At 41.8% G+C, this 23,589-nt stretch carries 22 protein-coding genes; 19 read left to right on the top strand and 3 right to left on the bottom strand.

What is annotated here, in order from left to right; translation table 11 throughout:
- The first annotated feature begins 66 nt into the window (after window positions 1-66).
- Window positions 67-1,101, top strand: coding sequence for a PocR ligand-binding domain-containing protein (locus tag CLNEO_RS03230; RefSeq protein WP_066084237.1), 1,035 nt, complete (start codon window positions 67-69; stop codon window positions 1,099-1,101).
- Between the two features lie 181 nt (window positions 1,102-1,282).
- On the opposite strand, the gene trmL is transcribed toward CLNEO_RS03230, so the two are convergent.
- Window positions 1,283-1,771 carry a tRNA (uridine(34)/cytosine(34)/5-carboxymethylaminomethyluridine(34)-2'-O)-methyltransferase TrmL gene (gene trmL, locus CLNEO_RS03235; RefSeq protein WP_066084240.1) on the bottom strand — a complete coding sequence of 163 codons (489 nt, stop codon included), beginning with the start codon at window positions 1,769-1,771 and terminating at the stop codon, window positions 1,283-1,285.
- 163 nt (window positions 1,772-1,934) lie between these two features.
- Here trmL and CLNEO_RS03240 point away from each other — a divergent pair, with 163 nt between their 5' ends.
- The 3 genes from CLNEO_RS03240 (at window position 1,935) to CLNEO_RS16390 (ending at window position 3,921) form a co-directional block, all read left to right on the top strand.
- Window positions 1,935-2,363, top strand: a complete 429-nt coding sequence (locus CLNEO_RS03240; RefSeq protein WP_066084242.1) for a transcriptional regulator PerR — start codon at window positions 1,935-1,937, stop codon at window positions 2,361-2,363.
- A gap of 228 nt (window positions 2,364-2,591) precedes the next feature.
- Window positions 2,592-3,743 (top strand): DUF2812 domain-containing protein, encoded by a 1,152-nt coding sequence (locus tag CLNEO_RS03245; protein WP_066084245.1) that lies wholly within the window; start codon window positions 2,592-2,594, stop codon window positions 3,741-3,743.
- Window positions 3,744-3,792: 49 nt separating this feature from the next.
- Complete coding sequence (locus tag CLNEO_RS16390) at window positions 3,793-3,921, top strand: hypothetical protein (protein WP_278276611.1); 129 nt, start codon at window positions 3,793-3,795, stop codon at window positions 3,919-3,921.
- A 172-nt stretch (window positions 3,922-4,093) separates the two neighbouring features.
- On the opposite strand, the gene CLNEO_RS03250 is transcribed toward CLNEO_RS16390, so the two are convergent.
- Window positions 4,094-5,323 carry a glycosyltransferase family 2 protein gene (locus CLNEO_RS03250; RefSeq protein WP_066084247.1) on the bottom strand — a complete coding sequence of 410 codons (1,230 nt, stop codon included), beginning with the start codon at window positions 5,321-5,323 and terminating at the stop codon, window positions 4,094-4,096.
- Window positions 5,324-5,520: 197 nt separating this feature from the next.
- On the opposite strand from CLNEO_RS03250, the gene CLNEO_RS03255 reads away from it, so the two are divergent.
- The 9 genes from CLNEO_RS03255 (at window position 5,521) to CLNEO_RS03295 (ending at window position 15,394) form a co-directional block, all read left to right on the top strand.
- Window positions 5,521-6,219, top strand: a complete 699-nt coding sequence (locus CLNEO_RS03255) for a response regulator transcription factor (RefSeq protein WP_066084250.1) — start codon at window positions 5,521-5,523, stop codon at window positions 6,217-6,219.
- Window positions 6,216-8,180, top strand: coding sequence for a HAMP domain-containing sensor histidine kinase (locus tag CLNEO_RS03260; RefSeq protein ID WP_066084253.1), 1,965 nt, complete (start codon window positions 6,216-6,218; stop codon window positions 8,178-8,180). Before CLNEO_RS03255 ends, CLNEO_RS03260 begins: the two co-directional genes overlap by 4 nt.
- Window positions 8,181-8,369: 189 nt before the next feature.
- The gene (locus CLNEO_RS03265; RefSeq protein ID WP_066084256.1) at window positions 8,370-8,636 is read left to right on the top strand and encodes a YlmC/YmxH family sporulation protein; all 267 of its coding nucleotides are present in this window, start codon (window positions 8,370-8,372) and stop codon (window positions 8,634-8,636) included.
- An 80-nt stretch (window positions 8,637-8,716) separates the two neighbouring features.
- Window positions 8,717-9,178: a transcriptional regulator NrdR gene (nrdR, locus tag CLNEO_RS03270; RefSeq protein ID WP_066084259.1), complete on the top strand. Its 462-nt coding sequence runs from the start codon at window positions 8,717-8,719 to the stop codon at window positions 9,176-9,178.
- Between the two features lie 84 nt (window positions 9,179-9,262).
- On the top strand, window positions 9,263-9,535 hold the full coding sequence (locus tag CLNEO_RS03275) for a hypothetical protein (RefSeq protein ID WP_066084261.1): 273 nt from the start codon (window positions 9,263-9,265) through the stop codon (window positions 9,533-9,535).
- 135 nt (window positions 9,536-9,670) lie between these two features.
- A complete protein-coding gene (locus tag CLNEO_RS03280; RefSeq protein ID WP_066084264.1) occupies window positions 9,671-9,874 on the top strand; it encodes a hypothetical protein in 204 nt (67 codons plus the stop codon).
- A 327-nt stretch (window positions 9,875-10,201) separates the two neighbouring features.
- The gene (locus tag CLNEO_RS03285) at window positions 10,202-10,783 is read left to right on the top strand and encodes a hypothetical protein (protein WP_157723468.1); all 582 of its coding nucleotides are present in this window, start codon (window positions 10,202-10,204) and stop codon (window positions 10,781-10,783) included.
- A gap of 20 nt (window positions 10,784-10,803) precedes the next feature.
- Entirely contained in the window at window positions 10,804-14,475 is a 3,672-nt protein-coding gene (gene addA / locus CLNEO_RS03290; RefSeq protein ID WP_066084271.1) for a helicase-exonuclease AddAB subunit AddA, read from the top strand.
- Between the two features lie 13 nt (window positions 14,476-14,488).
- On the top strand, window positions 14,489-15,394 hold the full coding sequence (locus CLNEO_RS03295) for a DMT family transporter (RefSeq protein ID WP_066084274.1): 906 nt from the start codon (window positions 14,489-14,491) through the stop codon (window positions 15,392-15,394).
- A 322-nt stretch (window positions 15,395-15,716) separates the two neighbouring features.
- Here CLNEO_RS03295 and CLNEO_RS03300 read toward each other — a convergent pair whose 3' ends face one another.
- Window positions 15,717-16,724 carry a M23 family metallopeptidase gene (locus tag CLNEO_RS03300; RefSeq protein ID WP_066084278.1) on the bottom strand — a complete coding sequence of 336 codons (1,008 nt, stop codon included), beginning with the start codon at window positions 16,722-16,724 and terminating at the stop codon, window positions 15,717-15,719.
- A 284-nt stretch (window positions 16,725-17,008) separates the two neighbouring features.
- On the opposite strand from CLNEO_RS03300, the gene CLNEO_RS03305 reads away from it, so the two are divergent.
- From CLNEO_RS03305 to CLNEO_RS03330, 6 genes are all read left to right on the top strand, one after another.
- Window positions 17,009-17,257 (top strand): hypothetical protein, encoded by a 249-nt coding sequence (locus CLNEO_RS03305; RefSeq protein ID WP_157723470.1) that lies wholly within the window; start codon window positions 17,009-17,011, stop codon window positions 17,255-17,257.
- 23 nt (window positions 17,258-17,280) lie between these two features.
- Window positions 17,281-19,311 carry a hypothetical protein gene (locus CLNEO_RS03310; protein ID WP_066084284.1) on the top strand — a complete coding sequence of 677 codons (2,031 nt, stop codon included), beginning with the start codon at window positions 17,281-17,283 and terminating at the stop codon, window positions 19,309-19,311.
- A 17-nt stretch (window positions 19,312-19,328) separates the two neighbouring features.
- The gene (gene tsaE, locus CLNEO_RS03315; RefSeq protein ID WP_066084287.1) at window positions 19,329-19,766 is read left to right on the top strand and encodes a tRNA (adenosine(37)-N6)-threonylcarbamoyltransferase complex ATPase subunit type 1 TsaE; all 438 of its coding nucleotides are present in this window, start codon (window positions 19,329-19,331) and stop codon (window positions 19,764-19,766) included.
- A complete protein-coding gene (gene tsaB / locus CLNEO_RS03320; RefSeq protein ID WP_066084289.1) occupies window positions 19,763-20,479 on the top strand; it encodes a tRNA (adenosine(37)-N6)-threonylcarbamoyltransferase complex dimerization subunit type 1 TsaB in 717 nt (238 codons plus the stop codon). The genes tsaE and tsaB overlap by 4 nt, the downstream gene beginning before the upstream one ends.
- A complete protein-coding gene (rimI, locus tag CLNEO_RS03325) occupies window positions 20,472-20,951 on the top strand; it encodes a ribosomal protein S18-alanine N-acetyltransferase (protein ID WP_066084293.1) in 480 nt (159 codons plus the stop codon). Before tsaB ends, rimI begins: the two co-directional genes overlap by 8 nt.
- Before the next feature lie 72 nt (window positions 20,952-21,023).
- A complete protein-coding gene (locus CLNEO_RS03330; RefSeq protein ID WP_066084295.1) occupies window positions 21,024-23,426 on the top strand; it encodes a Lon protease family protein in 2,403 nt (800 codons plus the stop codon).
- The last annotated feature ends 163 nt before the right edge of the window (window positions 23,427-23,589 follow it).

A 23,589-nucleotide genomic window follows, 5' to 3' on the forward strand; every position in this document is an offset into this window, starting at 1 on the left:
TTAGCAAGGTGTTAACATTAAAATAAGGATACAATTTGATAAAGCTGTTCATAAGGGGGAATTGGGATGATAGAATTAAACAATGGTATGGTTAATTTGGACAAGCTGGAAGTAACAGATATTATTGATATTAGGGTGCTGCAGGATTTTTTGGATAATTTTGCTTTGGGAATGAATTGTGCGGCGGTTTGCGTGGATCGAGAAGGAAAGGAAATTACTTCACCAAGTCACTATCGTGAATTTTGTAATAATTATATACATATGTCATCCATCGGGGATGCCAGATGCGCTACTTGCCACCATGATATGGGAGAAAAGGCAGTTCATATGGGTCGGCCTTATATTGGCTCCTGTCATGCAAATATGGTGGACTTTGCCTGTCCAATTGTTATAAAGGGATGCCATCTGGGGACTGTTTTGGGAGGGCAAATTTTAGATAGCCAGCCTAAGGAGGATGTAATTAAAAGAACCGCAAAGGATTTAAACCTTAGCCCGGATGCATTATGGACGGCGGCACAAAGGATAGATGTTGTCCCACAGAAAAACATTCAGGCGGCGGCAGATGTTTTATTTATCGTCGTAAACGGTCTGGCGGAGAATGGATACAATAAATTGGAAATAGAAATATTGTCGAAAGCATTAACCAATAATTTTAGGGATATTTCTAGCACAATAGGCACCTTAACAGGTTCCGCACAGGAGATGAGCCAAAGTCAAAACAAGCTATCCGAAAAAATATCAGAGGTAAGCACTGTTGCCAAGGAGATTTCTGATGTGCTTAAATCCATTGCAAAAATAATAAGCCAAACAAAGCTGTTAGGCTTAAATGCTTCCATTGAGGCGGCTAGATTAGGGAACGACGGAAGGACTTTTGCAGTTGTGGCAAAGGAAATTCATACCCTTTCTGAAAGCTCCAATGATACCGTTATAAAAATTGATGTTTTAAACGAACAGATAAGGGAAAAGATTGATTTTACCATTCAAGATTCCACGGCAACGGTAACAAATACAAACAAGCAGACGGAAGCCATGGAAAACCTGCAAAAGATGGTAAATAGTTCCGTTGTGATTGCGAAAAACTTAGAGGATTTATTTCAGTAAAAAAGCTTGGTTTTCTAAGAATTAAGTTCTATTTTGAATCAAAGAGGAATGATAGAAGTGTTAAAAAATGATTCCACCGGGTCTTTCGAGAAGGCCCGGTGGTTTTGTGAGTTTATAGGTTTGGTGCATATAAAACATGAAAATGCGATTTCTGCGGAGTGGTTGCTGCTGCTTCCCTTGGTTACCAGGTGTGGCGGTGTAATTGACCTTCGGTAAGCATGCCGGGAAAGCCTTGCTGGCGGAAAGCTTCGTAAATAACGATTGCCACGGAGTTTGACAAATTTAAGCTCCTTGCCGCTTCAAGCATAGGGATGCGGATGGAAGTTTCTTCGTGGGCCATAAGAATTTCTTCGGGAATCCCTGCGCTTTCTCGCCCAAACATAATGAAGTCGTCTTCTTTGTATTCTACATCGGAATATACATGCCTTGCTTTTGTGGTTGCCATCCAAAGTCGAATTCCTTGATTCTTCTCCACAAAATCCTGAAAGTTTTCGTAATAACGAATATCAAGCAGCTTCCAATAGTCTAAGCCTGCTCGTTTTAAATATTTATCATCAACAGAAAAGCCTAAGGGCTTGATTAAATGCAAAACAGAGTTGGTAACTGCGCAGGTTCTGGCAATGTTCCCGGCGTTTTGCGGAATTTCAGGCTCTAAAAGTACGATATGCATACTGCGTTCCTCCTTTAAATTATGTAATAAATTGTAGCATAGAGGTAAGAATAAAACAATACTTGACGGCAGGGAGTTCAAAATTGGAGAAAATACCTATTGACTAATTCCTTCTTGTATATTATTATTAAATAAAAATAATTATCATTTAGGGGTTTTGATTATGAAAGCGACCGCACAAATTTTAAAGGAAAAAGGGTTAAAGGTGACACCGCAGCGTATTGCCGTGTATAATATGCTCTTAAACACCACGGAGCATCCCAATGCGGAAACCATTTATAAAGCATTAGAGCCTACAAATCCAACAATGAGTTTGGCTACGGTTTACAAAACCTTAGACTATTTTAAGCAGCTTGGCCTTGTGCAGGAGCTGAATGTTGGAGAAGGTAGTTCCCGCTATGATGCTGTTGTGAAATGCCATCCCCATACGGTTTGTATTCAATGTGGCAAGGTAAGGGATTTATACTTGGAGGAGTTAACGGAGATTCATAAAAAAATTGCCGAAGAATTGGATTTTGAAGTAAGATGTGAGCAGCTGATACTTTATGGAATCTGCGGCAAATGTCGCAGGGAAAACAATGAGAATTCATGAAAGAAAGCCTGAATAAAGTGTTTCTTTTCTACGAGATTTTGAAACTACAGGATTATGCCTGCGAACATCTGCTTGGTGGAACCCTAGGGGTTACGAATAAAAACTTACAAATTTTTGACAGTTTAAGGTTAGTCCCTATGGACTAGCCTATTTTGTTGACAAAATTTAGTCAAATTGGTATAGTCAATATGCTATTATTAGAAATTTAAACATGTAAGGAGGCTTTCCATGGAAAAGCGACTTATTCCTGTGAATATATTTGACACCACAACTGTGGAGCAATGGTTAGAGCAAATGGCTGAAGAAGGGTTCATTTTAAACTCTTTTAAGGGAAGAAAAGCAGTGTTTGAAGATGGGCATTGTCAAAAAATAAAATACCGCTTTATTCCTCTTGAAGATAAAGATGAGGCTCCATCAAAGGAAATGAGGGAGCTTTTTGAAGAAAATGGATGGAATTTTGTTACAACTGTGGAAAAGTTCTTTTTTGTTTTTTCTAATGATACAGAATTTCCAAAGCCCATTCCTTTTTCAAAAGAGGAAGAACGAAGGATTTATGAAGACTTAAAGGGAAAAAAGCGAAATAGTATGCTTTTGGCAGTGCTTGGTTTTTTCGTTTTGGTGGGGTTCCAGCTTGGAGTAAGTTTATACTTTAGGCTAGATGATTATATTCTTGGCAATGAAATCAATACTGGTTATGCATATATTCTAGCGATATTTTTAAATATTATGGCGGTGATTCGTGAATATCGTTCTTATGCAATCCTTAAAAGAAGACTGGAAAGCATGGAGATGGAAGAGGAAGAGGACTCGCCATATATGCCTACTACGAAATGGATTCGTGTGGAAACGGTTTTGCAAGTTTTTGCTTTTATATTGATGCTTGTTCCCTTATTATCAGAGTTCAATGGGGCGAATGATCCTGTTACCATCACTGAAAACGAATTGCCAGTTTCCTATGTATCCCTAGAGGAGATTGAATCCGCCATTCCTGGTATGGAATATTTTAATAGATATACATATATGAGTAAGAAAACTTCGTTATTAGCTCCTGTACAGTACATTGTTGAGCAGGGGGGGACAACATATAATGATGCAGACGAAAATGTGATAGGGGATGAACCCCATCTAAGTTTTTCTTATATTGAACTTAAATACAGTGAATTAGGAAATGTGGCACTGCATTCCTTGATGCGCCTTTATCATACGACAAAGGTGGAGCAAGAAGGGTTGGATCAGGCTTGGGTTGAAAAATCGGAGAACAGGGCGTTCATCTTCTTGTTAAAAGACAATAAAATTTTAAAAATTAAATATTGGGGAGAGGCAGATATTCTTTCTCATCTGGACAGTTATATTGCTATTATGCAGTCGTCTGCTTCGTAAAAAGCAAGACCAAAAACTTTTGTGCAAATCCCATGTTCATGGGATTATCATGGGTCAAGGATGCAATGGCAAAGATGTGCCATCTGTCCGTAGGACAGCTTTGCGCAGCAAAAGTGATGACCACTCACTGCCCAAGATAGGGCAGACAGCGAAGCTGGCTTTTGCGGAGCAAAAGTGATGACCACTCACTGCTCAAGATAGGGCAGACAGCGAAGCTGGCTTTTGCGGAGCAAAAGTGATGACCCAAGCCCTTGTGGTGTTTGAGGGCAAAGCCCTAAGGTCTTGATTTTATTAACAGACTGAAGCGACAGAGATTAGCTCTGTCGCTTTTATGATTATGGGTTGACGATTTATGCTGTGGGAATGCGATCTTTACTTTGGCCGTTGTGGCGAATTTCTGTCCAGCTTTTTGTTTCCTGAAATAGGCTGATCACCTGCAAGGGAATCCAGGAGGCCATAAAAATGGGAAACAATAAAATTGCGGCTCGCATTTTCTTTGGAATTTTCCCATTTTCATCATGCAAGGTAAGTATTGCAGCCACAAAGCACATTATGACATAATAAAATACGAAGTAAAGCCCCATAACTTGCATGAAATTAAATATTCCTTCTTTACCGTCAAGGATTGCCGCCAAAAGGGTAAGACTTAGGGGAAAGACGGACAAGGCTTGGGCGAAGGCCCCTATGAGAAACATGGAAAAATCTGCGGCATAGGCTCTGTTTGGCCTATGAAGCCGCTTAACTAAATTTTTCAAATGCAGCTTCCCTACCTGCATAATGCCGCTGCACCAACGGCGGCGCTGTAATAAGGAAACCCGAAAGGAAGTGGGCTGTTCGTCATAGGTGATAGCCTGGGGAACCCACCAAACACGTTCCCCCAAAAGGGCGCACTGCGCAGAAAATTCCGCATCCTCAGCAATGGTTGAGGTATTCCAGCCGCCTAGGCGGTTCAAAACATCCTTATCTACTGCAAACCCTGTACCTACCAGCTTTGCGGAAAGACCACAGACGCCTCTTGCCTTATTGAAAAACAGATGAAAAAGGTTAAAATAAATATGATAGCAGCCGGAAACCCAAGAATCCTGGGCATTGCTTGCAAGTTGCCGTCCCTTTGCAACCTTTGCGCCTGCATGAAAGGCATCATTCATTTTTAAAAGAAAGTTGGGGTCTACAATGTTATCGGAATCAAAAACACAAAAAGCATCATAACCTTTTTTCTGTAATTGTATCATTGCCTGATGCAAGGCATCCCCTTTGCACGTTACTGAAAAGGGACAGTTGATAATCTCGGCACCGTGGGCTTTTGCGGCTTTCTCTGTATTGTCAGTACAATTATTGGGGATGACAAATACATCAAACAATTCAATGGGATAGTTTTGCTTTTGTACGCTTTTAATGAAGCTGCCAATTACCCTTTCCTCATTTCTGGCGGCAGTGATGACTGCAAATCGTCGCATTTTTTTTGCAGAAGGATAAGGTATTTCTTTTTTTAAAGCAAAACAGGCAATGCCTCCAAAATATAAGCTAATCAGTTTCAACAGTGCTCCAAGGATCACTGCGGCCCATAATAATTCGTCCACTTTTAGAACCACCTTTCAGAAATTACAATTTTTTTATTGTCTTCACCAAATATAGGGTATATATTTTAAGAAGAACTTAACAAAAATCTTAATAAAATCTAAACAACTGAATCTTAAAGGAAAATTAATTTTTTTCATGCTGGATTCTTAAGGGCAGTTTTATACAATGAATTTACAGAATGACGGAGGTGTAATGCATGTACAATATTTTAATTTGTGATGATGAGAAGGACATCGTTTCTGCGTTATCAATTTATCTTTCCACCGAGAATTATAAAATTTTTACTGCAAATACGGGAAGAGAGGCCTTGCAGGTAGTGGAAAATAATGATATTCATTTGATTTTAATGGATATTATGATGCCCCAAATGGACGGCATTTCGGCTACGGCAAAGCTTCGTGAGTCCTCCAATATCCCGATTATTTTATTGACCGCAAAAAGTGAGGACAGCGATAAAATTCTTGGCTTGAATATCGGTGCAGACGATTATATTACCAAACCCTTTAACCCCATTGAGGTGATGGCGCGGGTGCGCTCTCAGCTAAGACGATATACCTCCTTGGGCGGCATGGCAAAAAAAGCGTCCCATCTGGTGATCGGCGGCATTGACTTGGACGATGAAGCCAAAACGGTTACCATTGATGGAGAACCTGTTTCCTTAACCCCTAGCGAATATAATATTTTAAAGCTTCTTATGGAAAATCCCGGACGTGTTTTCTCATCCACACAGATTTATGAGCAAATTTGGAATGAAGATGCTTATGGCTCAGGCAGTGTTGTTGCGGTACACATTCGTCATCTGCGAGAAAAAATTGAAATCAATCCCTCGGAACCCCGCTATTTAAAGGTGGTTTGGGGGCTTGGCTACAAAATGGAAAAGGAGGCAAAGGAATGACAAAGGTCACCCACAATCTTGGGTTTAAAGTGCTGGCCTTATTTCTTGCGGTTATTTCTGCCGTTTTGAGTTTTATTAGCGTATCCGCAGTTGTTGTGGGCGGGGAAAGCGGTTTTTACAGCGGAAAGCCCCTTTCCTATTACGAAACGCCTTGGTGCAAATGGATTACCAATCAGTATGTGGATCGGGTAATGGGTATGTATCAATATAATCCTGATGACCTGGAAGATTGGGTGGAAAACACCAATTTTGGATATGTAATTATAGACTCCGGCGGAGAAAAGGTTGGGGAAGGAAATGTTTCAGAAACAGCTGTTTTAGCGCAGAGCATCCCCTTTCCTGTTTATGAAACGTATACCGTGAGTGAAGGCTGGATTTCCTACGATGCGCCCTTGGAGCTTCAGCTGCGGGCATATATAAAAAATCCATTAACCGCCTATGATGATTATTTTTTGACGTATAGACTTTACGAATTAGCCCATGAGTTTCGAATGTGGCTGCTTCTTTTGGCGCTGGGAAGTGTATTGACGTTTTTTGCTTCCATCATTTACTTGCTTTGCGCTGCTGGACATAGGGGAAATACCGAGGAAATTACGCCAAACCTTCAGGATCGTATCCCGTTGGAAATTTATTTTGGCTTACTCATGATGCTGGCTGTAGTTCCTATAATGGGATTACAGGTGATTTATCCCTTTGATCACTTTAGGGACATAATCCTTTTATTCGGCGTCCTTGTTTACACAGCCGTATTGGGCATAGCAGCCTTGATGACCATTGCAACAAGGCTGAAAATGGGGAAATGGTGGAGAAACTCTATTACTTATTGGTTTTTTCGTATTGGATGGAAATTTGTGGTGGGAATTTTTGTGACCATAAGGGATACAATTACTGCCCTGCCTATGACGTGGAAATATGCAGTGACATGGTTTATGCTTTCTTTATTTTACTTTGCAAATTCCCATAACAGTGGGGGGGTTTTTTTGGTAAATTGCATTATAATGGTTTTGGTGCTCTCTGTTGCAAGCCAGCTGCAAAATCTAAAAAAAGCGGGGGAGCAATTGGCCAATGGTAATTTGGATTACAAGGTGGATACCTCAAAGATGTTTCGTGTTTTTCGCAGACACGGAAACAATTTGAACAGCCTGTCCAAGGGTGCCGCCATTGCCATGGAGCAGAAAATGAAAAGCGAGCGGTTAAAAACGGAGTTAATTACCAATGTTTCCCATGATATTAAAACGCCGTTAACCTCAATTATTAATTATGTTGACTTGCTTAAAAAAGAAGAGCAGACAGGAAAAGCACAAGAATACCTGGAGGTTTTAGACCGTCAGTCCAGAAGACTGAAAAAGCTTACGGAGGATTTGGTTGAGGCCTCCAAAGCATCTACGGGAAATATCTCCACCCATTTGGTGCCAACGGATCTTTGCGAATTGGTGCATCAAGGTGTGGCAGAGTATGAGGAAAAGCTGGAGCAAGCAAATCTTGAGGTGGTTGTTAGCGCGGCAGAGCCTGTTTTTGGCATGGTAGATGGAAATTTAACATGGCGTATATTAAGCAACCTTTTGAGCAATGCGTGTAAATATTCCCAAATAGGCACAAGGGTTTATGTGGAAATTTCTAAAAAAGGAAACGCTGCTGTAATTTCTATGAAGAATACCTCCAGAGATCAGCTGAATATTGCCCCTGATGAGTTGATGGAGCGCTTTGTACGAGGAGACAGCTCCCGTTCCACAGAGGGCAGTGGGCTTGGACTGAACATTGCCCGCAGTTTGGTTGAGCTGCAAAAGGGGAGATTTACCATTTCCATTGAGGGAGATTTATTTAAAGCCTATGTGCAATGTCCTTTAGCAAAGGCGCCGGCGCCACCGCCACCGCCGGTACAAGAGGAAAACACAAAAGTGCCGGAGGAACACCCAAAAGCGAAGGAAACAAAAGAAGATAAATTAGAAGAGAATAAATAAGCCAAAAAATGCCCGCCTTGCAGAAATCATGAAAGACGGGCATTTTTTTGTGGGGAAAAAGCAAAGCAAAGGAAGGTTGCGTTGGAAAATCAAAAAAGCAAATTGTATTTGTCCCTATGAATTTTGGTGAATTTTACGCCCAAGGGGCATAAACTGGTATAAAAGCAGTGGGAAGGGGCTGGGGAATTCATGCGATGGGAGAGATTTTCGTGCCTAAGGGAAAAAGAGGTTATCAATATTTGTGATGGAAAGCGGTTGGGCTTTGTTTGTGATCTAGAATTTGATTCATGTACAGGGAAGATTTGCACATTAATAATTCCGGAAGATGGTGCGAAGTGGAATTTTTTTTGCAAAGAGCGGTTATATTTCGTACCATGGCGATGTATAAAGCGCATTGGGGACGATATTATTCTAGTAGAGGTGGATGCTGTGGAGGTTTTGATCGCCGAAGAATGAATTCTTGACCGATGGGTGATTCTTGCGTATAATTATAGATAATTGGTAAGAATTCAGACAAAGGGGGATACCATTTTGAAATGTCCTTTTGCAACTATGCAGATACAAAGGTAATTGATTCTAGGGCGCAGGATGACAACGCAGTTATTCGTCGCCGTCGGCTTTGCGAAAGCTGTGGAAAGCGTTTTACCACCTACGAAAGAATAGATAGGATTCCCATTACTGTAATTAAGCGGGATGGAACGCGGGAGATTTTTGACAAGACGAAGGTGATCGGCGGTATCATGAAATCTTGCAATAAGCGTCCTGTTACCGCAAAGCAAATTGAAGAGTTGGTTGATGATGTGGAGAATACACTCATTGGCGGCGGGGAACGGGAAGTGGACAGCAAGGTGATTGGCAACATGGTGATGGATCGCTTAAAAGAGCTGGATGAAGTTGCTTATGTTCGTTTTGCATCCGTTTATCGTCAGTTTAAGGATATTAATACATTTGTGGATGAGCTTCAAAAAATGCTCAGCGAAAAGCGGGGTATACTTTAAAAGTATTTTATTTTACATCAAAAAAGTCCCTTTGGGTGTTTGCTCAAAGGGCTCTTTTTTGTACAGTATTTGTGGAGGTTTCCCATGGGACAAAAGGTAAAGGCGTTGTTTGCCTGGACAAAAAACGGAGAGAATACGGCAAGGCTTTTTGGCGAAAAATACAAAACGGCAGGTGTTGAGGTTACGTTATATGGCGAAGCCACAAAAGAGGGGCTGATTTTTTTGGGCGAAACACGAAGCGCCACCCATGTGCTGTATTTTTTAGACCATGAAAGGGTGTTATTGGTGAGCCTTGCCGATGAAATGGGTGGCTTTCATGTGGAGATTACCGTGGGGGATTTAGTGTTGCCCACATGAGCTTGTTTTGATATTTCCCGACTTTTGTATGAATAAGAAAGAAAAAAGTATTAATAAAGACAGGCAATATTTTACAAAATACCTCATAAGATAAAAATGTAAGCAAAACATATTTACTTAAGGAGGTATTATTGTATGAGTGGTTTTGGTTTTGGTTGTGGTGGTAGTGACAGTTCTTGCTTGTGGATTATTATTTTGTTATGCTGCTGCGGTGGCGGCCTTGGCGGCATTGGCGGCGGTAGTGGATGCGGAAATGACAACTCCTGCTTATGGATTCTGATCTTATTGTGCTGCTGTGGCGGTTGGGGCAATCAGATTGGAAGCGGTGGCTGCTGCTAATTTGTCGCACGAAAAAGGGCTTTTTCTTTAAAAGGCCGAAATGCGGTTTGCAATGGTTCGTTTTGTGACCGAAAGGTTGTAAAAAGAAGGTTTTCTTTGTTTTTTTGGAAAAGAAATTGTTTTGTATAAGGAAAACCTCTAGTATGGTTGGACTTTTAAAAGGAGTTTGGCAAAAAGTGTTTTTACTTGGTGTAGTGATTACACCGCCGGGCTTCCCGATTTTTGGGGAAGCCTTTCTTTTTTTGCGGACGAAATAGAAGGCATCTTTGGCCATATTCCTTTACAATAGAGGAGTAAGAAAGCCTATTGTTGAAGGGAGTTTTCGCCGTGCTAGAGGAAAGACTAAAAAAAGATGAACGCTGCAAGGTGCTAATCGAATATTCAAAGACTTATTTTTTAGACAGAGCATATCAATTGGAAAACCGTTTTTATAGTGATTATTATGTGCAGTGTACGCAAAGCACTGCCGCAGATGCATATGAAAACTTTTTGGAAACAGCCATGGAGCATAATTATTTTAAAAATAAGCTTCAGCGTTTGGATGAAACAGCAATGCTGCGCTTTTTTAAGCTTGCGGCAATCCATCATACAATCAGGATGGTGAGAAGGCGAAAAAAGAGTCTGTCATGGGAGGATATGAAGGACAACTTGTTTCAGGTATATGACTTAACGAAGAATGAGAAGGAAATGGCGGATATTTTGCAAAGATGCGCCTTTCTTTATCAATCGGGTTTTCAGGATTTATTTATAAAAACAACGGCAAGGTATATTTTTGGTGATAAGGAGCTTTCCGCATTTTCATTCGCTTTCATCGGGAATTTCTGGTATAATTCCTATAGTAGCTTTATGGGCTCGTTTACCGGATATGTTCCTTTTCATGTTCGTATGGAGCGGGCCATGGGGGAATGAGTTTTGGAGGATGATGGCCCATGGGGGAAAGCAGATGGACAAAAGAGCAATTACAGGCAATTGAGGCAAGGGGTTGTGACCTTTTGGTTTCGGCGGCTGCCGGCAGCGGTAAGACGGCGGTATTGGTTGAGCGTATTATTAGACGCATTACAACGGATGCTCCACCTATGGATATTGACCGCTTATTGGTTGTGACCTTTACAAAGGCGGCTGCATCTGAAATGAGCCAGAGAATTGGGGCGGCCATTGCAAAAAAGCTGGAAAAGGAGCCGCAAAATTTGCATTTGCAAAATCAGCTTACATTGCTTGCCCGTGCGGATATTAAAACCATACATGCCTTTTGTTTGCAAACCATTCGGGAGTATTATCATCTTTTGGACATTGACCCTGCTGTAAGAACCGGCGATCCAGGTGAGGTGAAGCTGTTACAGCAAGAGGTTTTAGAGGATTATTTTGAGGAGCTTTATCAAAAAGCGGATGAAGTTTTCTTTCGATTGCTGGAAACTTTTGGGGAGGAGACGAAGGACAGCAGGCTGAAGGAGTTAATATTGCAGCTTTACAATTTTGCCCAAGGCTATCCTGACCCCGTGGGTTTATTGGAGGAAATGGCGGAGCAATTTGCGCTGGAGGATGGCGCCACGGTGGATTCTTGCAGATGGATTGACATTATACGGGAGGGCATCCGAGGAAATGTTTCCTTTGCAAGGGATTTATTGGAAAGGGCAATGAAGGTTGCCGCCGCAACCACTGGGTTTGAGGCTTATTTGGAATGCATGGAAAAGGAAGCCGAAGGGCTGGAGGGACTGGAGGAGTCATTGGAATACGGTTATGCCCAGTGGCACATGGCCTTTATTCAAACGGAATTTCAAAGACTGCCAAGCTACCGTGGAGAGGAAAAGGAAGTGGCAGAGGAAATCAAGACTTTGCGTAACGAGGCAAAAGAGGTGCGCAATAAGCTGGGGGAAACCTATTTCTCCTTTGGACAGGAGATGCAAAATGAGTTGATTTGCTCCTTATATCCTGTGGCAAAGGGTTTGGCACAGTTGGTTTCGGGGTTTCTTTGTCGTTTTCAAGAAGCAAAAAAGGAAAAGCTCATGATCGATTTTCATGATTATGAGCATTTTTGCTTGCAAATTTTAGTGGAAAAGGGAAGCACCGTGCATCACGTCATTCCTACAGGTGCGGCAGAGGAAGTTCAAAAGCGGTACGATGAAATTATGATTGACGAATATCAGGACAGCAATATGGTGCAAGAAATGATACTAGCTGCTGTTTCCGGAGAGAGCAAGGGGAAGAATAACCGTTTTATGGTTGGGGATGTGAAGCAGAGCATTTATCGGTTTCGTTTGGCAATGCCTCAGCTTTTTAATGGAAAATATCAGGCCTATCCTTTGGAGGAAGGCGGAAAATGCAGAAAAATTATACTTTCTAAAAATTTTAGAAGTCGAAAAAATGTATTGGATGGGGCAAATTTTTTATTTCGTCAGCTAATGTCCTTGGAATTTGGTGATGTAGATTATAATGACGAAGCGGCATTGTATCCGGGGGCTGTTTTTCCCGATACCCAAGCCCTTCATGGGGGCGCCAACGAGGTGCTTTTGGTGGAAAGCCAGAGCGTTTTGGAGGAGGATGACATGGAGGAATTGGAGGAGTTAAACCGCCGCCAGCTGGAAGCCATGGCAATTGCCAATAAAATTAAGGAAATGATGGCTGAAGGGTTTTGCGTGGTGGATCAGGAACGGGGCAGTTATCGTCCTTTGGAATATAGGGATATTGCAATTTTGTTGCGCAGTATGAAAAACTGGGGGACTGTGCTTGATGATGTTTTTGGACAGGCAGGCCTTCCTTATTATGCGGAAACGGCGGAAGGGTATTATGATGTGCCTGAGGTGGATACGGTTTTAAATCTCCTGCGGCTTTTGGATAATCCAAGGCAGGACATTCCTTTGATTTCTGTGCTCCATTCTCCCTTGTATAGCCTTTCAGCAGATGATTTGATGCAGATGCGCCTAAATGGTGGAAATGGGCTGTTTTTCGACTGCATTGAGGGATATTTGAAGCAAGGAGAGGACTTGAAATTAAAGGAAAAGCTTCAAGCTTTTATGGAGGATTTGACAAAATGGCGGCAAAAGGTGAAGGAATTGACCCTTCATGAGCTTTTGCGCTATCTCTATGAAGAAAGTGGCTATTATGATTATGTGGGAATGACCGCAGGTGGCAGCTTGCGGCAGGCAAACCTTAGGCTGCTATTGGAAAAGGCGGAGCAGTTTGAAAAGGGGAGCCATAAGGGGTTGTTTTTCTTTGTCCGCTATGTGGAGGATATGAAAACAGCGGAAGCGGAGTCTGCATCGGCAAAGCTGCAAAGCGAGGGGGAAAATCTGGTGCGGGTGATGACCATTCATAAGAGCAAGGGATTGGAATTTCCCGTTGTTTTTGTTGCGGATTGTGGGAAGCAATTCAATGAAATGGATGCACGGGCAACGGTGCTTACCCATCAGGAGTGGGGCTTTGGCATGGATTATAAGGATTTGGAGAGAAGGGCGGTATACCGCACCTTATCAAAAACGGCTTTGGCAGAGGTCATTCGCTTGGAAAATTTATCCGAGGAGCTGAGGGTGCTTTATGTTGCCTTAACGAGAGCCAAGGAAAAGCTGATTTTAACGGGAGCGGTAAAGGACTTGGAAAAAGCTGTGAAAAAATGGGCAGGCGTGGCTGAGGGCAGGGAAAGTCGACTATCGGTGTTTCGCTTGCGGCGGTGCAAGCGCTATTTGGATTGGGTAATGCCGGCATTGCTGCGCCATCCTCATGGGAAGGGGCTTTGTGAGAAATATGAAATACCCCGGGAAGCAGAAATTTTCCCCGAAGAACCCTCCCCATGGATATTTACCTTAAAAGACAGAGGGGATATACTGCTACGATTAGCGGAGGAAAAGGCGGAGGCAGAGGAACAGGAAAATTATTTTGCCCAATGGAACACCGAGGCGGATTTTACCGGCAGGAAGGAAGAAATTTTTGACTTGCTGAAATGGCAATATCCCCATATTGCGGCAGCAACCCTTTCCTCAAAGCTTTCCATTTCCGAGGTGAAGCGGCGAAATATGGAGGAAATAACCGGCGAGGGGAGGCTGCCTAACGTAGAATTGAAGCTTCCCCAAGCTGTGAAAAAGGACAGGCCGTTAACTGCGGCGGAAATTGGTACGGCCATGCACGCAGTGATGGAGCATGCAGATTTTCGTGAGGAATATGACGAAGAAAAATTGGATGCTTTAATCGGAGAAATGATTACAAAAGGGAAGCTTTCCCAGAGGGAGGCTTTGGCATTAAAAAGGGATGAACTGCTGAAATTTTTTGCCTCTCCCTTAGCAAAACGCATGAGAACTGGGGATGCCATGGAGAAGGAGCGCTCCTTTGCCATGCTTGTAGCGGCAAAAAAGCTTTTTTTAGAGGATGTATACCAAGATGTTGATGACATGGTGTTATTAAACGGCATTATAGATTGTTACTTTTTAGAGGGCGAAAATATAATTCTTTTGGATTATAAAAGTGATAGAATGTATCAAGAGGAGGCTTTTCGCCAGCGGTACAAAACGCAGTTGGAATTATATCGGCGGGCGTTGGAGCAGGCTTTGGGCAAAACGGTAACAGAGGTTTATATTTATTCTTTTGCCATGGGGCGGGAGATTTTAATTTAGAGAGGATTTCGTTATGGCTTATTTGTGGATTATTATTGCCGGTGCTTGCTGGGGGCTAATTGGTTTATTTTCTAAAGCAATTACAAAGTTCGGTTTTACCGAAATGGAAATGCTATTTATTAAGGGCGTTGTGAGCGTAATATTTTTAGCGATCCTTCTTTTGGTAAAGGATAAAAAAAGCTTTCGGTTGAAAAAGAAAGGCGACCTCTTTTATTTTGTGGGTACAGGGATTTTAAGCTTTACTTTTTTTAGCTGGTGCTATTTAAAGGCCATCAACTTAACCAGTGTTGGGGTTGCAGCGGTTTTGCTATATACTGCCCCGACGATTGTTATGCTGCTATCCATTTTTTTATTCAAGGAACGGATGACAAAGCGTAAGGGAATTGTTTTGCTTATGACTCTATGTGGGTGCGGATTGATTACAGGGCTTTTGGAAGGGCAATTTCTATTGACACCGTTAGGGCTTTTGGCAGGCTTGGGCTCCGGTTTTGGCTATGCATTATATAGTATTTTCGGAACATTTGCTTTGCGTAGAGGCTACAATTCCTTTACAATTTCTTTTTATACGTTTACCATGGCATCTGTATTCATGTGCTTTTGCGTGAATCCTGTGCATGTTGTGCTGCAAATTACAAGTACAGGGCAATGGCCCCTTTACATTACCTTTGCAGTCATGACTACGGTTGTGCCGTATTTATGCTATACAAAGGGCCTTAGCGGCTTGTCTGCCAGCAAGGCGTCGGTAACAGCTACAATAGAACCTGTGGTTGCGGCGATTGTAGGGATTTTGGTTTTCAAGGAAGGTATTACGATTTCAAAAATAGGGGGCATTTTACTGGTTGTTGGCGCTGTTGCGCTGATGAACCTAGGAAAAATGCCTGAGGCAGTGGAAATTGAGGAGAAAAGCGAGGAAGCATAAAAAAGGATGGCCTAGGGCCATCCTTTCAAAGCGTAGAAAAAGTCAAAACTTTGAGTGTTTTGCTTTCGAATACCTACAAGGGTTTCACTCATTGATCCGCTAAAACCCCATAAATATGTGGTTTTAATAAAAGTTTTTGGTTTTGTTTTTTTCAAAAAGCAGGTGGGGGGTCATCACTTTTGCTGTGCAAAAGCCGGCTTCGCCGTCTGTCCTATCTTGGGAAGTGAGAGGGCAACGCCCAAGGTTTGTATGCAGACGATGAAAAAAGTTTGAAGGAATTGAGTTTTTTAAAGGGTGTCGACAAAGTCGACACCCTTTTGGTTTACTGATAATCCATAGGGTCTTGAAAAACCCCATTTAATATGACTTCATAGTGGCAATGAATTCCTGTAGATTGGCCTGTAGCACCCGTTGTTGCAATGACATCGCCTTTTTTTACAACATCCCCCGGGGATACCAGGTTTTCCGTATTGTGGGCATAGCGTGTAACAAAGCCGCTTCCGTGATCAATTAATACATAGTTGCCATATGCACAATGGTAATCGGCTTCTATCACGGTTCCTGCTGCAGTTGCAACAATAGGAAGAATACGGCTGCGTGTGGATATGTCAACACCATAATGGACTCTGCCATCGCTAATGGATGAAAGTCCATTGGGGTTAAACAAGGAGGAAAGCATTCCGTTAACAGGCAGGCCGCTTGGGATGTTACTATATGCCGAAAGGGTTTCGGTAACGTCGGTTGCCACCACAGAAAACGATAAGCCAGTTTGGTTTATGCGGGAATCAATACGATCCAGCTGAACACCTAGGGATGTAACCTTATTGAAGGAAGTGGTTACAATAGGAGTGAAGTTAGCGGCTGCAGGTTTTGCTTCTACAAAACAACTGGCAACGGCGTTGTAAATTTCTGCTGAAGCGTTATCGTTTGCGCTAATATGGTTTAACTGGTCGTTTAAGCTGTTTTTTACATCTTCCAACTCGTTAATTTTTTGTTCCAATTCCGCCGCTTTTTCTTGCAGGGAATCAATATTTTGTGTATATTCGGTATGCTCATCTTGCAAAACCTCTGAGGTTTGCTCTAATTTTCGATTGGTACGTTCCGCCTCCATTAGTTCTTGCTGTGAGGCTAGCAATTCGTTTTTCGTATGAAAATAGGAACCAAGGGTAACGGCAGATCCGCCGATAAACACACAAGCAGCAACACAAATTGCCAGAGTATGTTCTTTTTTTAAATGAAAGGCTTTTTGGTTCCCTTTGTGTGAAATATGGAGAGACAAAAAGTGTTTCGAAGACTGATTATCTGGTGATAGCTTTTCGTTGGGTTCCATTGGTTTATCCTTTCTAATTAAATTATATGTAACATTATAGTACAAAAATTGGTAATTGTAAATATTTATTTCATTAAAAATTCAAATTTGTTAACAATTAGTTAATAATTGTTGATTTGCTTTCTAAGAGTAACAAAATATGGTATGATGTGAAAGGCCGTCAAAGCGGTTTTCACTATGAGAATTCTGTTAAAAATACGCAATCTGTTTTCATGAAAAAAAATGAAGAACTGTAACTGAGAGGAAGTTTGCTGCTTTTTATTACGGTGGAAGGGGTTGTTTTTGTGAATATGGAACCAAAAAAAGTGATGCAATATGTAAAAGCAGGTTTTATAGTTTTAAATGTAGGAAGGCATGCTTTTTCATTGCTTTGGCGACGATTATTTTGTAAAAATAAAAAACAAAATACACAAATGAAAAAATATAAAAAACAAAAAAGTTGGCACGGATTTGCTCTGGCGAAAAGAGGCGTTTTCAAGGGAACAAAAATGGGCCATAGGGTGTTACGAATTATAAAAGAATATTATTTTTAGAAATAATACAAGGAGGCTTTAAATTGGAAGAACAAAGAAAAGAAGGACAGGAGTTGGCAGATACTTCTGTGGATAAGGAAATAAAAAGTGTGGAAAGCAATGTGGATGAAGCAGAACAGGATGTAGATAACATGGGGACAAAACAGGCCGCTGTGGATAATAATTTAGAAAATGTGGATAATTCTGTGGAAAAGCAGGTGAAAGATGGGGATGGATCTGTGGAAACGGAAGTGGAGCCTGTGGATTTCTACGAGAATGAAGATGAGAATGACGGTAACACTGTGGAAGAACCTGTGGAAAATGTGGATAATTCCGCCTGGGATGTGGAAAATAATTCAGATGTTCCTAATAAAAAAGGTGGAATTTGGTGGAAGATAGTTTTAGGACTGGTTGTATTTGCCGGTTTTTTGGGCTACTGTTGGTATGCCACAGGCGGGGGTTTTGGAAAAAATAAGGATATCGCCCTAACCTACGCAAAGGACAATGGCTTGTATATTTTCGATTTAAAAAATGAGCCTTATTTGGTGAATGATTCCATTAGCGTTGGCGGTGAATATAATTATTATTACTCCGCTTGGGGTGCAATGGCATCGGAGGATAATGAGGCGTTATATTATTTAGTTGGAATAAATGAGGATAATGTCGGTAATTTATATTACAAAAATATAAAAAACAAAGAATCAGAAGGCGTTATCATTGCAGAAAATGTATTTCACTTTATTACAAGTACAGATGGCAAGGAATGCGTTTATTTAGTGAAAAATGGAGCGGCAATTGATTTATACCTTTATCGTGACGGCCAAAGCAGGCTGATTAGTGACGGCATTTTGCAGCAAAACGGTGCTTATGATTTAAGCGAAGATGGTTCTTATATTTTATTTAGAAAAAGCAACAACGATCAAGTTGCTCTTTATGCAAGTGTTATTGGGCAAGAGGAACCCATTAAGCTGTCCGATTCCGTTGTTTTGGATTTAATAACACAAAAAACCAATGTTACTTATTATTTGGAGCAGCAAGGAGATTCCTATCAGCTCTTTAAATATGCGCCGGGAAATGCTCCCCAATTGGTCGCCGAAAAGGTTACCTATGCTGAGCTAATGCCCAATGGTCAGGATGTATTATATTGTGCGATGAGGGCAAAGGATAGTGATCTTGCTCAGCTGATTGAAGATGATATTACGGATTTATCCGCTTATGACGAAAAGCGTCAGGCTGAAATTCAAGAAATGCGAAGCAAAATGAGTGAGGAAGAAGGCTTAGACCCTATTTTTCAAGATTGCTATGTAATCACCTCCGCAGGAACAAAGAAGATTCAGGGTGCTGTGGTTTCAGCGGTTTCCTTGGAAGGAAAAAGCGGATTTGTTGTAGGATATTCTATGGATGAGCCTCAGGCTGTGAAATTATCTGAAATCAGTTCCTTCGATGAGGCGTTATACGCCTATTATTCTGAATTAATGTATGGAGAAAAACAAGTATTTGTTGCAGATAAGGCCGGCAATGTGTATACTTTACAAGATAAGGGCGTGGATCCCACCTCCATTAAGGTTTCTAATGATGGTAAAATTGCCGCTTATTTCGTACAAGGGGAACAAAACGGTGAAAATGTGCTAATGGTAAAGGCGCTTGATGGTAAAAGCGAGGCCGTAGAGGTGCAAAAGGGAGTAGAAACCATAAGCTTTTTGGGAGATAGTGAGGCTTTGGCATACTTTTACAATTATAATGGCGGTTTGGGCAGTGTAGGCCTGTTTGCAGAGAATGCTTCTCAAGAGATTGCTCAAAATGCAGTGGGCTTCTATACGTCTACCGACAGAAAAGAGATGTTTTATTTGGCGGAGCTGGATACCACAACAGGCAGAGGCACGCTGATTCAGTATGACGGAAAAGAAAAACAAGAAATTGATCAGGATGTTTTTAGCTTCCAATACAAAGAAAACGGAAAGCTCGCATATTTAAAGAATTACGACATCAATAAGGAAATTGGAGATTTGTACTATTACGATGGAAAAACCACACGTTTGGTGGATTCCGGTGTGACAGCAATTTATATGTATTGAAAATGAGGTTGAAACGTATGAAAAAAGTTTGGGAAACCTTTTCTCCCCAAGAAACGGAGGCCCTAGGTGAAAAAATGGGGCAGGATGCCAAGCCTGCCCAAGTGTTTTGCCTAGATGGCGACCTTGGTGTGGGGAAAACCGTTTTTACGAAGGGGTTTGCAAGGGGTCTTGGTATTATGGAACATATCACAAGCCCCACCTTTACAATCATAAACGAATACATGGGAAGAATGCCCTTGTATCATTTTGATGTTTATCGTATTTCCTGCGAAGAAGAGCTGGACGATACGGGCTACGAGGAGTATTTTTACGGGGAAGGGGTTTCTCTGGTGGAATGGGGGGTATTATTCCCTGATTTAATGCCAAAAGATGCCATTCACATTAATATAGAAAAAGATTTCTCAAAGGGCGAGGATTATCGCCGGATTACCGTCAGCCAGGGGGAAGATGTATGAAAATATTGGCCATTGATACAACAGGGCAAACTGCCAGTGCAGCCATTGTGGAAGAGGACAAGCTTATTGCTGAATTTACGCTGAATTATAAATTGACACATAGCCAGACAATCCTGCCAATGATCGATGAAATTTGTGAAAAATCGGAAACCAAACCGGGAGAGGTTGACTATATTGCCTGCGCTTGCGGCCCCGGTTCCTTTACGGGTTTGCGTATTGGCGCGGCAACGGTAAAAGGATTGGCCTTGGCGTTGGGGAAGGAACTTGTTCCCGTTCCCACATTGGATGCTTTGGCATATAATGTGTTTGAAACAGAAAATATTATTTGTCCGATTATGGATGCAAGGCGCAGTCAGGTTTATACAGCTTTCTATCATTGGGAAAACGGGAAATTGTGTCGTTTGACCGAAATGCTGGCCATAAGTATTGAAGAAGTGCTACGGATGGCAGAAGGCTATGGACAAAAGGTTATTTTTTTAGGAGACGGCGTACCGGTTCACCGGGATAGGCTATCCCGTTACCCTGATTTTCTCTATGCACCTGCCCACTGTTCTTTGCAAAGAGCTGCATCGGTTGCGGCTTTGGCTATGGTTTTGGCAAGGGAAGGAAAGGCTGTAGCAGGCAATGCTTTTGAACTGATCTACTTGAGAAAATCCCAAGCGGAGAGGGAAAGAGAAGCACACTTGCAAGGAGAGGGGGAAAAAAATGATTAAGATTGTACCAATGCAAGAGGAGCATATTGACGGGGTTCTGGTGGTGGAGGAAGAGGCGTTTTCAATCCCCTGGACCAGAAAGGACTTTGAACGTGAAGTAAAAGAAAATGCTATGGCGATCTATTTTGTTGCCATGGACGGAGAAAAGGTAGTTGGCTACGCAGGAATGTGGCATGTCATTACGGAGGGTCACATTACCAATGTTGCTGTTTTGCGGGAATATCGCAGGCAGGGGATTGGAGATCTTTTGATGGTGAGCATGGAGAATGCAGCGGCAGAAAAGGAAATGATCGGGATTACCCTTGAGGTTCGCATTAACAACGAACCCGCCCAGAGATTGTATCATAAATACGGCTTCCGTGCAGAAGGAATTCGGAAAAATTATTATTCCGATACCAATGAAGATGCCGTAATCATGTGGAAATATTATCCTGTTTATGAGGATTACGAGGAACATTGCAATAAAGGATAAGAAAATGTCGGCCAAGGGTGCATCTAAATAAGAACGCCAGGTGCCGATATTTTTGAAAGGAGGAGAAGAAGGATGGCGCAGGAATTAAAATATTCGCAGCTGAAAAATGGGTGCTTCCCTGAGGATTTTTCGTTCCGCACAACAGGTGAAATTTCCCCCTTGGAAGGGATTATTGGGCAAGAACGTGCTGTGCGGGCTTTTGATTTTGGCTTGATGGTGAAAATGAAGGGGTATAATATTTATATGGCCGGCCCTTCGGGAACGGGCAAAACAACTTATGCCAGAACCAGTACTGAAAAGCTGGCGGCAACAGAACCTGTTCCCAGAGATTGGTGCTATGTTTACAATTTTCAAAACCCAAGGAATCCCTTGGCGTTACGTTTTGAAAAGGGCCTGGGTAGACAGTTTAAAGAGGATATGTCTGAGCTTGTTCAGCTTTTAAAGACAGAAATTCAGAAGGTATTTCGTGCCGAGGACTACGAAAAGCAAAAAAGCAATGTAATGCGTTCGTTTGATGAGAAAAGAAGCAGCCTGATGGAAGAAATGAGCAAAATGGCAGCAGAATATAGTTTTCAAGTGAAAACAACCAATTCGGGAATTTATTTTATGCCTGTTGTGGATGGAAATGCCATTGCGGAAGAAGAATATGACGCCTTAGATGAGGCGGTGAAAAATGAAATCGAAAAAAATTCTCAGATTGTACAGGAAAAAGCCGGCGCAATTATGCGTGATATTAGAGAGCTGGATAAGGCATCAAAGAAAGAGCTGGAGCAGCTTGAATATAAAGTGGGTATGTTTGCCATCGGGCATCATATCAGCGCAGTACAGGAAAAATATCAAGACTGTAAGCGGGTGATTGAGTATATCAACGAGGTACGAGAAGATGTTTTAGAGAACCTCAGTCAATTTTATGAGGATGAAGAAGAAAGCGATGAGGGTCTTTCCTCGTTATTGCCTATGCTGGGGAAGAAGCCGGCAGAGGATGTTACTTTAAAATATAAAGTAAACTTAATCGTAGATCATTCCAAAAGTGAAGGAGCGCCTGTGGTAGTGTCCTTTAATCCCACCTATTCCAACCTAATGGGTGAGGTAGAGTATGACAGCGAATTTGGTAATTTAACCACGGATTTTATGAAAATTAAAGGGGGCTTGCTGCATAAGGCCAATGGCGGTTATTTCATTGTGCAGGCACAGGATATTCTTTCTATGCCCCAAGCCTGGGAGGCCTTGCGCCGTGTGATAAAAACCAAGGAAATTAATATGGACAGCAGCAGAGATCAGCTGGGGGCAACGGTGGCGCCAACCCTAAAGCCTGAGCCCATTCCTGCGGATATTAAGGTGATTATGATTGGCAGCAATTATTACTATGAGGTGTTGAGCGAATACGACGAGGAGTTTGATAAATTCTTTAAAATTAAAGCCGATTTTGATTATGAAATGCCTCGAAACAATGAAAATATGTGGAAGCTGGCAAGGTTTATTAAGCGCTTTGTAGCCCAGGAAAAAACCATGGAGTTTGACGCCGGCGCAGTCTGTACCATCTTGGAATATTCATCAAGATTGGTGGAGCGGCAAAATAAGCTTTCCACACGCTTTAACCAGCTGGCGGAAATCCTTTGTGAAGCTGTAACATGGGCGAAAATGGAGTCTGCAAAGGTGGTTACGGCGGAGCATATTCGTAAGACCATTTATGAAAAAGAGCAAAGGCTTAAGCTTTATGAAGAAAAGCTTGGGGAAATGCTGGATGAACATGTTATTATGATTGATACGGAGGGCAGCCAGGTTGGGCAAATCAACGGCCTTGCCGTATTGGATATGGGCAGCTATGCCTTTGGCAATCCCAGTCGTATTACAGCCACCACCTACGTGGGGAAATCGGGTATTATTAACATTGAAAAAGAGGCTCGCTTGAGCGGTCAAACTCATGATAAAGGCGTTCAAATTATTAACGGCTTCTTGGGGCAGACCTATGCACAGGAATTTCCATTATCCCTTTCTTGCAGAATTTGTTTTGAACAAAATTATAATGGAATCGACGGCGATAGCGCCTCCAGTACCGAGCTTTATTGCATCCTTTCCTCCCTTTCTCAGATGCCCATAAGGCAGGATTTGGCGGTAACAGGTTCTGTGAATCAAAGAGGGGAAATACAGGCCATTGGCGGCGTTACCCATAAAATAGAAGGGTTTTATGACCTTTGCAAAAAACGAGGTCTTACAGGAAGCCAAGGGGTTATGATTCCTGCTTCAAATAGTAAGGATTTGGTTTTAAAGGATGAAGTGGTGGAATCGGTGAAAAATGGAGAATTTCATATTTATCCCATCAGCCATATTGAAGAAGGAATTGAGCTTTTAATGGGGCTGCCCGCAGGCAAAAAAGATGGCAACGGCAATTACCCTGAAAACAGTATAAATGGCTTGGTTATGAAAAAATTAAAAAGATTTCATCACTTAGCACAGTGCAGCGAAAAAGAATAATAAGAAGGCTCCTTCTCGTTTCTTAAAATGAAGGAGCCTTTTAATTATTAAAAATATATTTCAATTGCAACAATTCTCTTTTCTTTACGACAAAATTTGATATACTAAATATTAATAATATAAAAAATAAGGCTTTTTGCCTTTTATTTGGATATTTTTGGGG

Origin of the sequence: Anaerotignum neopropionicum (assembly GCF_001571775.1) — a bacterium.
GTDB classification, from domain to species: Bacteria; Bacillota; Clostridia; order Lachnospirales; family Anaerotignaceae; genus Chakrabartyella; species Chakrabartyella neopropionicum.

Coding starts and splice junctions, on each gene's coding strand:
- CLNEO_RS03230 (WP_066084237.1), top strand. CDS start 67: ATGATAGAATTAAACAATGGTATGGTTAATTTGGACAAGCTGGAAGTA.
- trmL (WP_066084240.1), bottom strand. CDS start 1,771: ATGCATATCGTACTTTTAGAGCCTGAAATTCCGCAAAACGCCGGGAAC.
- CLNEO_RS03240 (WP_066084242.1), top strand. CDS start 1,935: ATGAAAGCGACCGCACAAATTTTAAAGGAAAAAGGGTTAAAGGTGACA.
- CLNEO_RS03245 (WP_066084245.1), top strand. CDS start 2,592: ATGGAAAAGCGACTTATTCCTGTGAATATATTTGACACCACAACTGTG.
- CLNEO_RS16390 (WP_278276611.1), top strand. CDS start 3,793: ATGGGTCAAGGATGCAATGGCAAAGATGTGCCATCTGTCCGTAGGACA.
- CLNEO_RS03255 (WP_066084250.1), top strand. CDS start 5,521: ATGTACAATATTTTAATTTGTGATGATGAGAAGGACATCGTTTCTGCG.
- CLNEO_RS03260 (WP_066084253.1), top strand. CDS start 6,216: ATGACAAAGGTCACCCACAATCTTGGGTTTAAAGTGCTGGCCTTATTT.
- CLNEO_RS03265 (WP_066084256.1), top strand. CDS start 8,370: ATGCGATGGGAGAGATTTTCGTGCCTAAGGGAAAAAGAGGTTATCAAT.
- nrdR (WP_066084259.1), top strand. CDS start 8,717: ATGTCCTTTTGCAACTATGCAGATACAAAGGTAATTGATTCTAGGGCG.
- CLNEO_RS03275 (WP_066084261.1), top strand. CDS start 9,263: ATGGGACAAAAGGTAAAGGCGTTGTTTGCCTGGACAAAAAACGGAGAG.
- CLNEO_RS03280 (WP_066084264.1), top strand. CDS start 9,671: ATGAGTGGTTTTGGTTTTGGTTGTGGTGGTAGTGACAGTTCTTGCTTG.
- addA (WP_066084271.1), top strand. CDS start 10,804: ATGGGGGAAAGCAGATGGACAAAAGAGCAATTACAGGCAATTGAGGCA.
- CLNEO_RS03295 (WP_066084274.1), top strand. CDS start 14,489: ATGGCTTATTTGTGGATTATTATTGCCGGTGCTTGCTGGGGGCTAATT.
- CLNEO_RS03300 (WP_066084278.1), bottom strand. CDS start 16,724: ATGGAACCCAACGAAAAGCTATCACCAGATAATCAGTCTTCGAAACAC.
- tsaE (WP_066084287.1), top strand. CDS start 19,329: ATGAAAAAAGTTTGGGAAACCTTTTCTCCCCAAGAAACGGAGGCCCTA.
- tsaB (WP_066084289.1), top strand. CDS start 19,763: ATGAAAATATTGGCCATTGATACAACAGGGCAAACTGCCAGTGCAGCC.
- rimI (WP_066084293.1), top strand. CDS start 20,472: ATGATTAAGATTGTACCAATGCAAGAGGAGCATATTGACGGGGTTCTG.
- CLNEO_RS03330 (WP_066084295.1), top strand. CDS start 21,024: ATGGCGCAGGAATTAAAATATTCGCAGCTGAAAAATGGGTGCTTCCCT.